Genomic DNA, 12,630 nt, shown 5'->3' with positions numbered 1-12,630 from the left:
TGATGCTGCGAACTGTCGACGTCGCTGGGCGGAACTGCATAACGCCTCTTCCGGGTCTGGAGGGATAAGTCCGGCATCAGAGGCCCAGAATGAGCATCGGGGTACCGATGATCGTATCGAAGCAGTCGTAGTAGTGACGGGACGCTCACGGTCGACGTTCCACTGCAGGCGTCGACTCCGAGAGCATCCGTTCGACGAGATGGGAGTGGCCTCGGCGGAGGCGTTCGGACAGGGCCTGGTGCGACACCTCCAGGTCCGTGGCCAGCTCCGCCAGCGTCGTTCCCCGTGGGACGTTGTAGTAATTCCGCTGGAACGCCTCGGCGATGGTGCTGTGTTGTGTCGCCGACAGCCCTCTCATATTGTCGCTCCGGCAGGAAAGGTTGCTCACCCGGGATAGCGACGGGTTGATGCCGTCGTCACACCAGGCTTGGAACGCCTCAGACGCCGTCGAACGGTCGGGAAACAGAATCTGGACCATCCACCGGTCGGACGTGCCTCGGACGTCCAGCACCGAGCCGCCGGTCTCGTCGAAACCGTCGATGAGGCACGCCGCACGCTCCGTCCAGTCAATCGAGTACAGGCCGCGACCGTCGTCCCAGGACAGGCAACTCACGCGCTCCGTGGACGAATCGTTCTGCAGGGCCGCGTCCAGTCGATCCGGCTGGCTCGTCGACCCCCAGAGGAACGGAACCGGACACGCCGAATCGTTGATGGCGAAACGAACGAACTCGAATTCGACGTCTGGGACTCGCTCGATGGTCTCCTCGAGGACGAACTGGTCAGTCGGGATAGTGGCGTCTACGACTGTCTCCATATACACCCACTGACCGGAGGGACCTTTAGTATAAGCAGCGTAGGAGAGCCTCCAGTCGTGCGTCACCGACGGGACGAAAATCGGCATCTATGACCCCGCAGTCCACGATTGAATACTGTCGTCTTATTTTTTGTATCTCATATTAAACGGGGCCAGACTTCCGGAACGGCACTGTTTCACGGGATGTCCGCAGGCCATCCCACTGTGAGGGTGTGGCTTTGCTTACCGCGCGTGATGACCGGATTCCGGTGGAGTTCTCGGAGCCGACCGTCGCGGTCGAGATCGTCGAGCTCCCAGGGCGACAAACTGCCCGAGCTCCTGGGGGCATTTGCCCTCGCCCTCGGCTTGGTGTTGCTAGTCGTGGATCGAGCGGCACTGTGCGGGGTCGCGCTGGGGAGCACAACCCGTGTCGCTCTCGATACCGGTTCGAGCACGGGTTACTGCTCTGTGCGGCGATCTAACCGCTCGATACGTGGCCCGATAACGTTCCGAGCGCGCTCGAAGTGGATGTGCGTCCCGGCACAGTTCTTCGCGCTCTGACCGCCGCTGCCGTAGACAGTCTCGAAGGTTCGTCCACGCTCGCAGTTCGCCGCGGCGTCCGACGCAGTCAACGGCGTCCCCAGTGAGACGAGACGCTTACCGACGGTCTCCGCTGCTCTGATTCCCGTCCGGAGCGTCGACCGGAGATCGCGTCGCAAGTCGCACTCGCTGGTGTGCGGTGCCGTCTTCACCTCGATGAGCGGGTGATGAACTCGAACTCTATCCGCTTGTGTGCGTCGACTATGTCCGTCCCGTCGCATAGCTGCCCCATCTCGTCGACAACCCACAGTTCCAGTTCGACGCCGGTGCTAAGTGTGTACTCAGGCATCTATTGCGGCGGTCGGCTCGACAACCTCGTGCTCGGTGTCGTAATTGACGAGTCCGGCCGATGGAATCTTTGGCAGGTGGTGGTACAACGGCGTATAAAGCTGGCCACCGCCCCCTTCGGAGCGCTCTTCGGGATCGTTCCAGAATGCCGGCGTTGTGACCCCTGACCGAGAACTCATAGTGTAGTGGGTGGGAATTGCGGTATTTAAACTATCGTTCGCTCATCGCGACGTATCGACGTGACTCCAGGCCTCACAGTTCAGGGTAAGGCTGTCTCACACCGAGGAGAACCCTCTCTAAAACTTTTCAGAAACCGCTTGCGAGATACAGAGCGTAAAGCCCGCACGACAACGTCGTTCTGTCACTCCAGGTCTCACAATTGAGTAACTGAGATAACTTGCGGTTTGACGTTCATCTAGAACTTACACCTCACTATGGTCTGTCAAGCGTCGATTGATAAGTTCGTTCTTGTCTGTGCTGAAGAAGCGAACTACTCTCTGACAGAAACAGCATGCAAGACGTAGAAAATGTAACGGATCCTGTCGAGGCGGTGGACGACGAGCGGGATCTCTACGGGATCTCAACGTGGGAACGGCGGTCTCTCCTCGATAGTGTCTCGGTTGCGGTCTACTGGGTGGCGGTTCGTACCGGCCAGATTCTTCTGGTCCTGCTCGCACTATTGATTTTCCTCGCCGTCGGTGGACTCAGTATTCTGCGGGAGCCCTTAATCGGCGTGCTAGCGATCCTCTCTGCCCTCCCCGCGCTGGCGTTGGCGGCGTACGTCTGGTACAGCGATGTAACGACCAGCGAACCGCTATCGCTGCTCGCGGCTACCTTCATACTTGGCGTGCTCACCGCAGGGTTTGCTGCCGTTGCCAATAGCGTGTTTCAGCCGTTTTTCACGGCGCTCGGTGGTCTCGGGATGGTTCTGTTTTTCTTCCTCATCGTGGGCCCCGTGGAGGAGTCGGTAAAACTGCTCGCTGTACGGCTCTATGCGTATAACGACGCTCGGTTCGCCGCAGTTATCGACGGTGCAGTGTACGGCGCTATCGCCGGACTCGGATTCGCTACCATCGAAAACGCCATCTACATCAGTGGAGCAGTCGGAGAAGTCGGCGGTCTGTCTCTCGGCTTGGACCTGATCGGTATCGGCGGTGATATCACTGCGACCCGCGCGTTAGCCGGGCCCGGGCACGTCGTCTACTCGGCGTTCGCGGGATATTACCTCGGGTTAGCGAAGTTCAACCCGGGAAATCGCGGTCCAATCATCGTAAAGGGGCTCATCATCGCCGCGCTAATCCACGCAACCTACAACACCACCGTCGGAATTGGAAGCGGGTTGATACAGGCCGTGACGGGCCTCCCCCAACTACCCGCGTTCTTCGTCTATGTTGTACTGTATGTGGGGGGCTTTGGCTACCTGCTCTACCGAAAAATCCAGCAGTACAAAAACGCCCACCGGGCAGCGCATTCGAACGAGAATACCGAAAGCGAAGAACGAGTGATCGATGCAGAGACTGAGTAACTGGCTGTTCTGCCGTTTGCTCACCAGTTTCTTTCCTCCCGCCAGACACCGTGCTGAATACTCGCCCTGTGGCAGTTGAATACAATGAAACGAAGACAATTCATCCAGACGGTCGGTATTGGAACGGCAACCGCCAGTCTCGCGGGCTGCACCGCCCCCGGCGGGACCCCGGACGGGACAACTGATGTCGCCAACGGCGATGAGGCAGATATCTTGGTGACTCTCGTGCGCAATGCGCCGGAGAATCCAGGCCCCTACGAGGACCCGGTCGGGACAGTCACCCCACAGGAGTCCGAGGAACTCATCCTCGACGGGTTCACGTTCCAGCGGGCGGGCGAGAAAGGGCTCGTCGTGGCGGGCGACGCGACGAACGCTGGTGACCGTCAACTCCAGAACGTTGTCGTCGAGGTGACCCTCCACGATAGGAACGAGACCGAGGACGAGATTTTGGATTCCGCGAGCGAACAGACCACCCACGAGCGCCTCGATACTGGCGAGACGTGGCAGTGGGCTACAACCTTCGACGAGCAGGAGTTCCAGATCGACTACTACGTGATCAGGGCTACGGCCAGCTATGTATAGCGGAGAACCCCCTTCTCTGGCTCCCTTGAACGACGAGAAGACGCCAGACGGCACAGTGCTGACACCCTCCCACGGCTAGCGTGATCAGCGCCACTTCTGAATGGTGAAACGACAGTGCTATTCCAGCAATTGCTCTGCAAAAACCACTAGACGCTGTCCCTCTCTCTCATTTTCTCGACGTTACCGGCGATGGTTCAAATTAATGCAGACCATCATTTTTCTCCCTGGGACAGCTTGGTATCTGTGACATTGATCACCTTTTTGCTCCTCTCCTGTTCCCGGTCTTGTTGGTCTGTTATGCTAGTTTCACCAGTCATCTCGACGAAGATATTTGCCAAGTTCCGGCCCATCTCTGGGGATGGCTGCTCGTGATCTGTCATTCCCTGTTCAACGATCGCAAAGCTTGTGAACCATATCGATAATGCGACTCGCTGTCTTTTTGAAGAAACGGGTGAAGCAACTACTGTTCTGGCTGGATTTTCTTGGGAACCAGAGCACCTCAGCGTTCGGTCCCGCCGACATACTCGACCTGTATCATACGATCTGTCTCTTCTTGATCCTCGCACTCGAAAACCAGCGTATCCCCGTACGAGGCGTTCTGCGCTCGACCAGAGTCGAAACCGTGATCTCGGGCAAACCACGTCGTTCGGTGAATCTGTTCATCCGAAAACTCAGGTCCCATAGACTCATCCTCACCACTGCTGTCAACCGACGGTCGTCCTGCCTGCCGTCAACGGGCTTGCTCTCGCTCGTCGACTGGGGCACCTCGACGGAGCGTTGGGCGTCTCGGTTCCGAAGTCGATGACGAACTGATAGACGTTCAGACGAGTTCGCTGTTCGCGGTGACTACGTAGCGGGCGATGTTCTGCATGTCGATGTCATCGAAGACGACCCGGAACTCCCAGATCTGATCCGGGAACAGTTGCTGGAGCTCGTCCTCCTGCTCGACGGTGTCGTTGAAGTCGAAGAGCTCGTTGTCACTGTCGTCGTAGAGCGTCACGTTCACCTCGATGTTCTCGATGTCGTCCTGACCGACGTTCTTGATATCGCCCGTGACGAACGTCTGGGACTCCTGGCGCGTGAGGTGGGTACTTATGATCTCGAGGTTATCGTCCTGATCGTCGACATCGCCGGTGATGTCCCCGAAGTCCTCGTCGGGAACCGGGTACCCGTCGACGTCGATGGTGTAGCTGGTGACCTCGGACATCTGGGCCTCCTCGAAGACCACGTCGAACTGCCACTCGTTACCGGCCTCGAGCTGAGACACGGACTCCTCCTCGGTCTCGTCGATGAACTCGTAGAGGATCTCGCCTTGGTCGTCCTGCAGCGTGACCTCGGCTTGGACGAAGTCGTACGTGCTGTCGCCCGTGTTCTGGATGGTCCCTTGGAGGCCAACCTCGCCGTTGGTCTGATAGAGTTCGTGGTTCGTGACCTCCAGGTTGTCCTCGGTGTCTCCGACCTCGCCGCTGATGTCGGTGTCAGTTCCCGTCTCCGTGTCGGTCTCGGTCGGCTCCGGAGTGTCGGTCGGCTCCGGTGTATCCGTCGGCTCCGGCGTGTCGGTCGCCCCGGACCCCTCATCGCCCATACAGCCCGCGATCAGTCCGGCGATCGCTGTGCCACCTACGGCCTTGATAAGGAATGTTCGCCGGTTCGTTCGGTCGCCTGTGCTGCTGATCCTACTCGGATTCTGGTCTGATGCCACAATCAGTTCTGGCGCTCCGGGAGAAAAAAGACAATATATCTTAACGGTAATTATTTTCTTGATTATGTGGATCAACAGCTACGACCCAAGGTTCGACCAGCGTTACGTTCGCCCGGCTATGGGAGTTCTTCAGCAGTTCCCCGGTCCGGAAATAGCCGTCGTGAAGTCCTACAGGAGGTGTGCTGGGTGATTACACTAGCCTGACTATCCGACTTTTACGTCACGACCGATGGCGATGTGTTTACCGACGGTAACAATCCGGACGAGCGGTCCCCAACCGGAGAAGCAGACGGTACCTCAGTTATGAGTCGATAGGGGGCCAGTGCCAGGCATCGGCGGTCACGATCCCGAGCAGTTTCCGTCGCCGTTCCGAGAGCTCATCGAGCGCGTCGGCGAACTCGTCGTCGGAGACGGTCGGGACGCCCTCACTACGAAGTCGGTCCGAGTCCGGCGGCGGCGGTGGCTCGTCGGCAGGCTGCATAAATGCATTGTTGGGTTTCGAGGTAGTTCTGACTCGCGAGCGGACATTCTTGACGAGCACCGCGTTAGGCTGCTCGTCGTTCGGAACGCCGAACCGTAGAATCGTCATCGATTCGTCGAAGACGGCGACTGCCATCGCGGAGGCGTGCTCGGACTCTTCACTGTGGTAGTAGTGGAGAATCGGATAGGACCTGTGCTGGTCTGCGAGCGTATCGAGCCGTGACGCGAGCGAATTGAGTGGAAGGTCGAGCCCATCGAAATTTTCACCGTCCCACGTCGAGTAGGCGACGGTTTCGTTATCCGCCCCCATCCCGGAGACGCTGCTGGCAAAACGAGCGTGTGTTCGAAACCGCACCGAGGACGGAGAGGATGTACGAGACGCCCATCGTCAGGAAGAGCATCCCGCTCGCGGGTGACTCGTTTTAATCCTCCTCTACGACGGAGATCGCTTCTCGGGGAGCACCACAGCTCGGGCACGACTCTGGCAGCCCCTCGTCCAGTTCGTCCATCTCGCCGCATTCGCTACACCGCCACATCAGGTACCCCTCACCGAACTCCTGGCCCGGCAGCTCCTCCACCTCGCTCCCGTCGGGGTCTATCACCTCCGCTTCGAACCCATCGTCGGTGAGGCCGCTCACGCGCCCCACCAGTCGCCTGTTGCCGTCGTACACTAGTTCTCCCGGTTCGATCGACACACTGTGGACTCGGTCTTGGTCGTCCATATTGTGCGATTCGCTCGCACGCGTATTCAACTTGGTGGAGGCAGTATGCGAAGGGTTCTATCGGGCCCGAGGCGTGGGAATCGGTCGGTCACGGGGTGGTGTCACCTCTCGCTCCGATGCCGCGTGTGGTCGCTCCCGCGAGTGGAGTCCGGCTTCCGGTGGACGGGTACTGGAAGACTCTGGGACGGAACACATTACCTTGCATACGCCTGCAGGAGCTATTTCAGCTCGTCTTGTCGAAGGGCTACTATGGCGAACGACCCCGACGACACCCGAGAGCACGGCATCGAATTCGGCGCGCTCACCGGCGATCTCGAGGAGGAGTCGTACCCGCTGTCTCACGAGACGCTGCTCAGTCGGTACGGTGACCGTGAACTCGGTCTCATCGGTGAACAGGTCACGTTACGTGAGGTGCTCTCTTCGGAGCACGAGCGGGAGTATGAGGACGCAGAGAGCGTCCGGCAGGCGGTGTTCAACATGGTCGGCGACGGGGCGATCGGTCGGGAGGATTACAGCGACCGTGGCGGAAGCGCCCCGGACGAGGGCGATTCGAATGAGACGGAATCGTTCTAAATCGCGGCGTCGCGTCTGCGCCCGGAGTGTCTGATCTGACTTCTCTTCGCCTATCGTAGCGGTTGCAACCCATTACGTATCCGATCGAACGCAGTCGTGCGATCGCGTGAGTAAAGGCGTGCAAACGCTACGATAGTCCCGATCTGTCCTCCTGCGGGCGGCGGCGTCGGGGCTAATTCCGACCGGTGAGCTGATCTCCCTAATATACACCCAGCACAGGCAAGCAGAACCCTCAGGTCAGAAGGCGTCGTTAGTTAGACCGCAATGCAGGACAACGTAACCCTGACAGAGGACGACGAGGGGAAAAACGTGGTAAACTACAACGGCGATCAGGTTGGTCGCGTCATCGAGGTGGAACACGGCAAGGCACACGTCGATCCCGATCCGGGGCTGGCGGACACGATCAAGTCCAAACTGGGCTGGGGGGAGGGCGACGAGGAGGACTACCTGCTCGACAGTTCCAGAATCGAGCGCGTTTCGGACGACGAGATTCACCTGCGCAGGTAACTCCCCACCGGACGTTTGTGATCCGTCTCCTGCTGGTCATTTTTTTGAGCGCGGTATTTTCGACGCGAAAATGAAGACAACGGACGACTTATGCCTGTTCAACGATAACAGACTGCATGGAAGTTCGCCCCGCGGAGTCGGACGACCGTGAACGGATCAGAGCGATCACGCGCGACTCGCTGCAATCGTCGTACTCGCTCAGTCCACAGCAGATCGAGACGATACTCGAAGAGGAGTTCGACGACACGTCACTGGCCGACTTGCTCGACGATACAGACACCGCGGTGCTCGTCGTCGACGCCACGGTCGACGGCACGGAGTCGGTCTTCGGGTTCGTCACCGTCGAACTCGGAACGAGAGCGACGATCCGGTGGCTCCACGTGGATCCAGAAGCACGTGGTGGGGGAATCGCCACGGCGTTGATCGATCGCGTTCGCGAGGAGTTTGCCGAGAAGCCGATAGCGGCCAGTATCCTCCAGGACGCCGTCGAGGGCGGCCAGTTCCTGGAGGGATTCGGCTTAAAACAGGATGGCCACGACGAGATAATGGTCGGCGGGGAGGAGTTCGCCGTCACGACGTTCGTCGAGGGCGAGGGGACGGAGACGGCGAACGAACCCACCGTCCCGGTTCCGGAGTCTGTCACCGTCGACGGGAGCGATCGGCCCGTCGATCGGGACGATAGCGTTCCCGGAACGGAAGCCCCGTTCTTTACGCTGTACGGTGCGGACGGGGAAGCGGAAGCGTACGGGTACTTCTGTTCACAGTGCGGCAGTACGGACGTCTCCGGCGACGGGCAAGACAGGCTCGAGTGCGGGAACTGTGGCAACGTTCACCTGGCTGACGAGTGGGACGATGCGTATCTCTGACGCTGTCCGGTGATGGACGACGCTCAGGCGATAAATCCCAAGGCCTCCGACGTCGACCGGGATTCCGCAGGTAGTGCAGTAACTGACGGCGAGGAGGCGATGGGGTCCGACCCGCCGACTGTGGACGACCGAAGTGACGACGCGGATGCGCCACAGATCGACGTGGGAGTTCTCATTGCTCACTCGCCGGGTGGCGATGTCGAACCGTTGCAATCGTTTGCCGATCAGATGGCCCGCGACGGCGTCAATGAGCTGGCGGCAGCCACGGACGCGGCCTGGCGGGTCAACTGTGCCGAACCGGATCCGCTCACCGACGGCGCCCCCCGACGGCCGTCCGAGTTCCTCGACGAGGCCGCACATCATATGATGAAACGACCGTACGACCTCGTCGTCGTCGTGACCGACGTGCCCCTGACCACGCGAGATGAGAAATCGGTCGAGGGGCTCGCCTCCCCGCTCGCCCGCGTCGTCGTCGTCTCGACGCGACGACTTCTGCGAATCCCCGGCCGGGAGACGGTCGGAGCGCTCGACTCGGCGGCCGTCCGCTGGAACGCTGCGACCCTCCTCGTCCACCTCCTGGGCCACGTGTTTCGTGCGGATCACAGTGATAGCGGCGTGATGGCTCCGTTCTCGTTCGATCCCTCCCGGCGGCGTGTCCCGCCGTTCGATGCGGACATCACAGATTACCTCAGAGAGATCGCTACCCGCATCCCCGAGGAGGACGTCTCGCGAGGTCGGCCCCGAAGGTTGGCGTTTCACGCGGTGAGCCTCGTGCGGAATCCGGGTATCGTCGTCGCGACGCTGCTGCAGAGTCGCGCACCGCTGCTCCCGTTCTCACTTCCGCGTCTCTCGACGGCCGCAGTGACGCCGACGCTGATCCTCGTGTTCAGCGCCGAGGCGTGGGACGTCGGGCTGAACCTGACCAACCGCACCACCGCGCTGTTCGCCGTCGGGAGTATCATCGCTGCCGCAGTCCATCTCCTATACGTCCAGCGGCTGTCGTTCCCGCGAGAGCGCAGCCAGGTGATCACCGAACACATGGCACTGGTGAACGTGACAGTGTTCTTCATCCTCGTCGCGGCGATGATGGGACTCTTCGTCCTCGTCGGGTCGATCATACTTCTGATCGAGTTCGCCGTCTTCCCGCCGAACCTGATGACGAACTGGCCGAGCCTCGAGGACCCCACGGTCGGGCTCGTCGACCTCGTCCGTGTCGGGGCCTTCATCAGCACGCTCGGTGTGCTGTCGGGCGCGCTTGCCGGCGGAATCGAAAATCGGATGGCACTCAGACATCTCGCGCTCTTCCGTGACCGACCGTAGGCCGTCGACGACGAGGCGTGAGCGGCCGTCGTTGGAGCGTGACCTGGCCTCATAGCATCACCTCGAGAAGGAGCAACCGAGTCGTGTACACCCACAGGATTTTGCCACTGTGGGTTGTCTATCGAACTGATGAGTGCTCAATTATGGGCGGGTCCATCCAGTGCTGCCGCTCAGGGAACCGTGTTATGAGTTTCGACTGGAGAGCAATCGAGTTGCGAGACTGGTTCCCCGTCCCGTACGAGACCACCGGGTTCGCCCTGAAACGGTGGATATTGCTCGACGCGAACCGGCTGGCGGTGACGGGAGCGTTACTCACCTCGGTCTTCACGACTTTCCTACTTCTATCGACGTTCTGGACCTTCGAGATACAGACGCTACTGACGGACACCAGGACCGTGCAGACGATCCTCAATACGCTCCTGAGCGGAATGATTCTACTGGTCTCCATCGTCGTCTCGATCAACTCGATCGTCCTCTCACACGACATAACCTCCGTCGAAAACCAGGAAAATCGGATTCAGGGTGCGATAAAGTTCCGTCGGAACCTCGGCGATCTGACCGACAACGGGGAGAATCCGTCCAATCCCTCGTCGTTCCTGAGAGCGATGTCCAAAACTATCAGTGCTCGTGCGCAAGAGCTCACGAAGGAGTTAGACGGTGCCGAACAGGATTTCGTCGAGGATATCGAGGAGTTCGTGACCTCGGTCTCGGAGGCCGCCGAGCGGCTCGGGGCAGTCGAGGAGACCTCCGGCGCGGAGTTCGCCGTCCTCTGGAAGGGGATCGGGTTCGACTACGGTTCGCACATCGAACGGTCACGAACGCTCGATTCGTCCCGTGAGGCCTCGACAGAACGATTCGACGACCTCATCGAAGCGTTCGAACTGTTCGCCATCGGAAAGGAGTATTTCAAAACCCTTTATTATACGAAAGAGGTGTCACAGCTGTCCCAGACGCTGCTGGTCGTCGCGCTCCCGGCCATCTTGTTCAACGCCGCAACGATTATAACAATCAACGGAAGAGTCTTTCCCGACGGCCAGATCCTTGGTATCCCGGTGCTACAGCCGTTCATCGCCGTCGCGTTTACGATCTCGTTCGCACCCTACCTCGTGTTGACCGCCTATGTGCTCCGGCTCTCGACCGTCGCGCGACTGACTGCGTCCCGCGGGATCTTCTCGCTGGATTAGCGTGCATCGAGATCGCCCTCGCCGTGGGTGGCTCCCCCAAACGACCGAAGGGAGTGGTTCGAATGCTGCAGGTGGTGTCCCTCCCTAATCCGGCCGTCTCCGGTGACACGCACAGTCACTTTCGAAGACAATACAGTTTGGCGAAGTTTTATTGAGTCTGTCGACGAAGAGTAGGTATGGTAACAGAGTTTATCGGATCGTTAGTCGCATTCATCGTTGCCCTCTTGATCGGGGGGCTCGCGATCTACATCAGCGCTCGCGTAATCGTGGGCGTTGACGACTACAGTCACGCTGTCATCACCGCGTTGGTCGGTGCCATCGCGTGGGCACTGACGGCCTGGATCCCGCTCATCGGACCCATCATCGCCCTGATCGTGTGGATCGCCGTCATCAACTGGCGGTATCCGGGTGACTGGATCAAAGCCGCGCTCATCGGGCTGGTGGCCTGGGTTTCAGCGCTCGTCATCCTCTTTGTCCTGAACGCAGTCCTCGGGCTCGGAATCGGCGCTTTCGGGGTCCCCGGGGTATGATGGTGAAACTATGATGAGATTCCTCCAACTCCTCGGAACCGCGTGGACGGTCTGGAAGGTCGCGTCGAAGCGGGTCGGCCCAGTCGGCGGCTTCCTCGTCACCGCCGTCGTCATCGGTGGCTTCGTCTACCTCAGGCCGTGGCTGGCTGAGAAGGTCCCCGCGTTGGCGGGGGTCATCGGGAACCCGTAGCGAGCGGGAGCCGTCCCTCCCGGGACGATCAGGGTCGTTCGAAATATCGTCTCCCACCGGGCCGTCATTAGTTTGTTAGAAGGTCCCATAATTTTCGTAAGCACGGCGTATTTCTCCTCCGTCAGCGGTCGATGCTGTTAGCTGAAGACCGCCAGTCGCTGCGCGCTCCGACTCCGGGCCCCTGATCGCGTCGAACGCGAGACCGATACCCTCTGGTTGTGGGTTTGACTATCCTTATTCGTGTAAGCATAGCGTATCTACCCCCGTCAGCGACCGACGCTGTCAGCCGGGATCGCCAGTCGCTGCGACTTCGACTTGCAGCCAGTTGTCACGTCATATATTGGGCGGACCGCGTACGCGATCGGACGCACACGACTGTGGGATCCGAGACAGTATACTCACTTTGAATTACACCGTTAGTTCTGTAATGGCAGGTCTCTTATCAGCGTCCGATAATATACTTCGCCACGTGTTGCAAAAGGCAATTACCCGTGTCAAGGGAACGCACGCCCCGACATACGTCCGCGATTCGAGCTCACTCTGTAAATCGACGAAGAGCGAGCTATCTGGATTAGGTGTTCGGTGAGCCGGACGGCGTACGAGTGGAGAGCCGTTCCTCGGCGATCCGGAGACCGCGGTGCTGTCCGTTTTCCTGCTTGAATCAAGGGAACTCCGACAGGTAGTGCTCAGCGATGGTAATCCACAGGACAGCGTCATAGGCTCGTCGATACGGACGAGATCAACACTGATAGCGACGAATTCCAACGA

At 59.6% G+C, this 12,630-nt stretch carries 16 protein-coding genes; 9 read left to right on the top strand and 7 right to left on the bottom strand.

Translation table 11 applies throughout. The features are described 5' to 3' along the window. Window positions 1–145: 145 nt before the first annotated feature. The 3 genes from NO876_RS17335 to NO876_RS17325 form a co-directional block, all read right to left on the bottom strand. A complete protein-coding gene (locus NO876_RS17335) occupies window positions 146–814 on the bottom strand; it encodes a helix-turn-helix domain-containing protein (protein WP_256422936.1) in 669 nt (222 codons plus the stop codon). Window positions 815–1,251: 437 nt separating this feature from the next. Then, complete coding sequence (locus tag NO876_RS17330; RefSeq protein ID WP_256422935.1) at window positions 1,252–1,545, bottom strand: hypothetical protein; 294 nt, start codon at window positions 1,543–1,545, stop codon at window positions 1,252–1,254. Then, window positions 1,542–1,682 carry a hypothetical protein gene (locus NO876_RS17325; protein WP_256422934.1) on the bottom strand — a complete coding sequence of 47 codons (141 nt, stop codon included), beginning with the start codon at window positions 1,680–1,682 and terminating at the stop codon, window positions 1,542–1,544. Before NO876_RS17325 ends, NO876_RS17330 begins: the two co-directional genes overlap by 4 nt. A 510-nt stretch (window positions 1,683–2,192) precedes the next feature. Here NO876_RS17325 and NO876_RS17320 point away from each other — a divergent pair. Both NO876_RS17320 and NO876_RS17315 read left to right on the top strand, forming a co-directional pair. Continuing rightward, entirely contained in the window at window positions 2,193–3,206 is a 1,014-nt protein-coding gene (locus tag NO876_RS17320) for a PrsW family intramembrane metalloprotease (RefSeq protein ID WP_256422933.1), read from the top strand. A gap of 84 nt (window positions 3,207–3,290) precedes the next feature. Continuing rightward, entirely contained in the window at window positions 3,291–3,788 is a 498-nt protein-coding gene (locus NO876_RS17315; RefSeq protein WP_256422932.1) for an FxLYD domain-containing protein, read from the top strand. Between the two features lie 212 nt (window positions 3,789–4,000). Here the strand turns inward: NO876_RS17315 and NO876_RS17310 are convergent, their stop codons facing one another. The 4 genes from NO876_RS17310 to NO876_RS17295 all read right to left on the bottom strand — a co-directional run bounded on the left by NO876_RS17310 (window position 4,001) and on the right by NO876_RS17295 (window position 6,692). Next, the gene (locus NO876_RS17310; RefSeq protein ID WP_256422931.1) at window positions 4,001–4,168 is read right to left on the bottom strand and encodes a hypothetical protein; all 168 of its coding nucleotides are present in this window, start codon (window positions 4,166–4,168) and stop codon (window positions 4,001–4,003) included. Window positions 4,169–4,608: 440 nt separating this feature from the next. After that, window positions 4,609–5,373, bottom strand: coding sequence for an FxLYD domain-containing protein (locus NO876_RS17305; protein WP_256422930.1), 765 nt, complete (start codon window positions 5,371–5,373; stop codon window positions 4,609–4,611). A 418-nt stretch (window positions 5,374–5,791) separates the two neighbouring features. Further along, window positions 5,792–6,280: a hypothetical protein gene (locus tag NO876_RS17300; RefSeq protein ID WP_256422929.1), complete on the bottom strand. Its 489-nt coding sequence runs from the start codon at window positions 6,278–6,280 to the stop codon at window positions 5,792–5,794. Window positions 6,281–6,392: 112 nt separating this feature from the next. After that, entirely contained in the window at window positions 6,393–6,692 is a 300-nt protein-coding gene (locus tag NO876_RS17295; RefSeq protein WP_256422928.1) for a DUF7130 family rubredoxin-like protein, read from the bottom strand. A gap of 249 nt (window positions 6,693–6,941) precedes the next feature. Here NO876_RS17295 and NO876_RS17290 point away from each other — a divergent pair, with 249 nt between their 5' ends. From NO876_RS17290 to NO876_RS17260, 7 genes are all read left to right on the top strand, one after another. Beyond that, a complete protein-coding gene (locus NO876_RS17290; protein WP_256422927.1) occupies window positions 6,942–7,265 on the top strand; it encodes a DUF5789 family protein in 324 nt (107 codons plus the stop codon). A gap of 264 nt (window positions 7,266–7,529) precedes the next feature. Further along, entirely contained in the window at window positions 7,530–7,772 is a 243-nt protein-coding gene (locus NO876_RS17285) for a PRC-barrel domain containing protein (protein ID WP_256422926.1), read from the top strand. A 116-nt stretch (window positions 7,773–7,888) separates the two neighbouring features. After that, on the top strand, window positions 7,889–8,638 hold the full coding sequence (locus NO876_RS17280) for a GNAT family N-acetyltransferase (RefSeq protein ID WP_256422925.1): 750 nt from the start codon (window positions 7,889–7,891) through the stop codon (window positions 8,636–8,638). A 12-nt stretch (window positions 8,639–8,650) separates the two neighbouring features. After that, a complete protein-coding gene (locus tag NO876_RS17275; RefSeq protein WP_256422924.1) occupies window positions 8,651–9,958 on the top strand; it encodes a zinc metalloprotease in 1,308 nt (435 codons plus the stop codon). A gap of 17 nt (window positions 9,959–9,975) precedes the next feature. Beyond that, window positions 9,976–11,142: a DUF7972 family membrane protein gene (locus NO876_RS17270; protein ID WP_256422923.1), complete on the top strand. Its 1,167-nt coding sequence runs from the start codon at window positions 9,976–9,978 to the stop codon at window positions 11,140–11,142. Window positions 11,143–11,318: 176 nt separating this feature from the next. Next, complete coding sequence (locus tag NO876_RS17265) at window positions 11,319–11,672, top strand: hypothetical protein (RefSeq protein WP_256422922.1); 354 nt, start codon at window positions 11,319–11,321, stop codon at window positions 11,670–11,672. A 13-nt stretch (window positions 11,673–11,685) separates the two neighbouring features. Beyond that, on the top strand, window positions 11,686–11,862 hold the full coding sequence (locus NO876_RS17260; protein ID WP_256422921.1) for a hypothetical protein: 177 nt from the start codon (window positions 11,686–11,688) through the stop codon (window positions 11,860–11,862). Window positions 11,863–12,630: the final 768 nt, after the last annotated feature.

The sequence above is a fragment of the Halobellus rarus genome (assembly GCF_024494595.1).
GTDB classification, from domain to species: Archaea; Halobacteriota; Halobacteria; order Halobacteriales; family Haloferacaceae; genus Haloquadratum; species Haloquadratum rarum.
Note: the sequence above shows the minus strand (reverse complement) of the source record. Positions and strands in the feature narration are given on the sequence as shown.

Coding starts and splice junctions, on each gene's coding strand:
- NO876_RS17335 (WP_256422936.1), bottom strand. CDS start 814: ATGGAGACAGTCGTAGACGCCACTATCCCGACTGACCAGTTCGTCCTC.
- NO876_RS17325 (WP_256422934.1), bottom strand. CDS start 1,682: ATGCCTGAGTACACACTTAGCACCGGCGTCGAACTGGAACTGTGGGTT.
- NO876_RS17320 (WP_256422933.1), top strand. CDS start 2,193: ATGCAAGACGTAGAAAATGTAACGGATCCTGTCGAGGCGGTGGACGAC.
- NO876_RS17315 (WP_256422932.1), top strand. CDS start 3,291: ATGAAACGAAGACAATTCATCCAGACGGTCGGTATTGGAACGGCAACC.
- NO876_RS17310 (WP_256422931.1), bottom strand. CDS start 4,168: ATGACAGATCACGAGCAGCCATCCCCAGAGATGGGCCGGAACTTGGCA.
- NO876_RS17305 (WP_256422930.1), bottom strand. CDS start 5,373: ATGGGCGATGAGGGGTCCGGGGCGACCGACACGCCGGAGCCGACGGAT.
- NO876_RS17300 (WP_256422929.1), bottom strand. CDS start 6,280: ATGGGGGCGGATAACGAAACCGTCGCCTACTCGACGTGGGACGGTGAA.
- NO876_RS17295 (WP_256422928.1), bottom strand. CDS start 6,692: ATGGACGACCAAGACCGAGTCCACAGTGTGTCGATCGAACCGGGAGAA.
- NO876_RS17290 (WP_256422927.1), top strand. CDS start 6,942: ATGGCGAACGACCCCGACGACACCCGAGAGCACGGCATCGAATTCGGC.
- NO876_RS17285 (WP_256422926.1), top strand. CDS start 7,530: ATGCAGGACAACGTAACCCTGACAGAGGACGACGAGGGGAAAAACGTG.
- NO876_RS17280 (WP_256422925.1), top strand. CDS start 7,889: ATGGAAGTTCGCCCCGCGGAGTCGGACGACCGTGAACGGATCAGAGCG.
- NO876_RS17275 (WP_256422924.1), top strand. CDS start 8,651: ATGGACGACGCTCAGGCGATAAATCCCAAGGCCTCCGACGTCGACCGG.
- NO876_RS17265 (WP_256422922.1), top strand. CDS start 11,319: ATGGTAACAGAGTTTATCGGATCGTTAGTCGCATTCATCGTTGCCCTC.
- NO876_RS17260 (WP_256422921.1), top strand. CDS start 11,686: ATGAGATTCCTCCAACTCCTCGGAACCGCGTGGACGGTCTGGAAGGTC.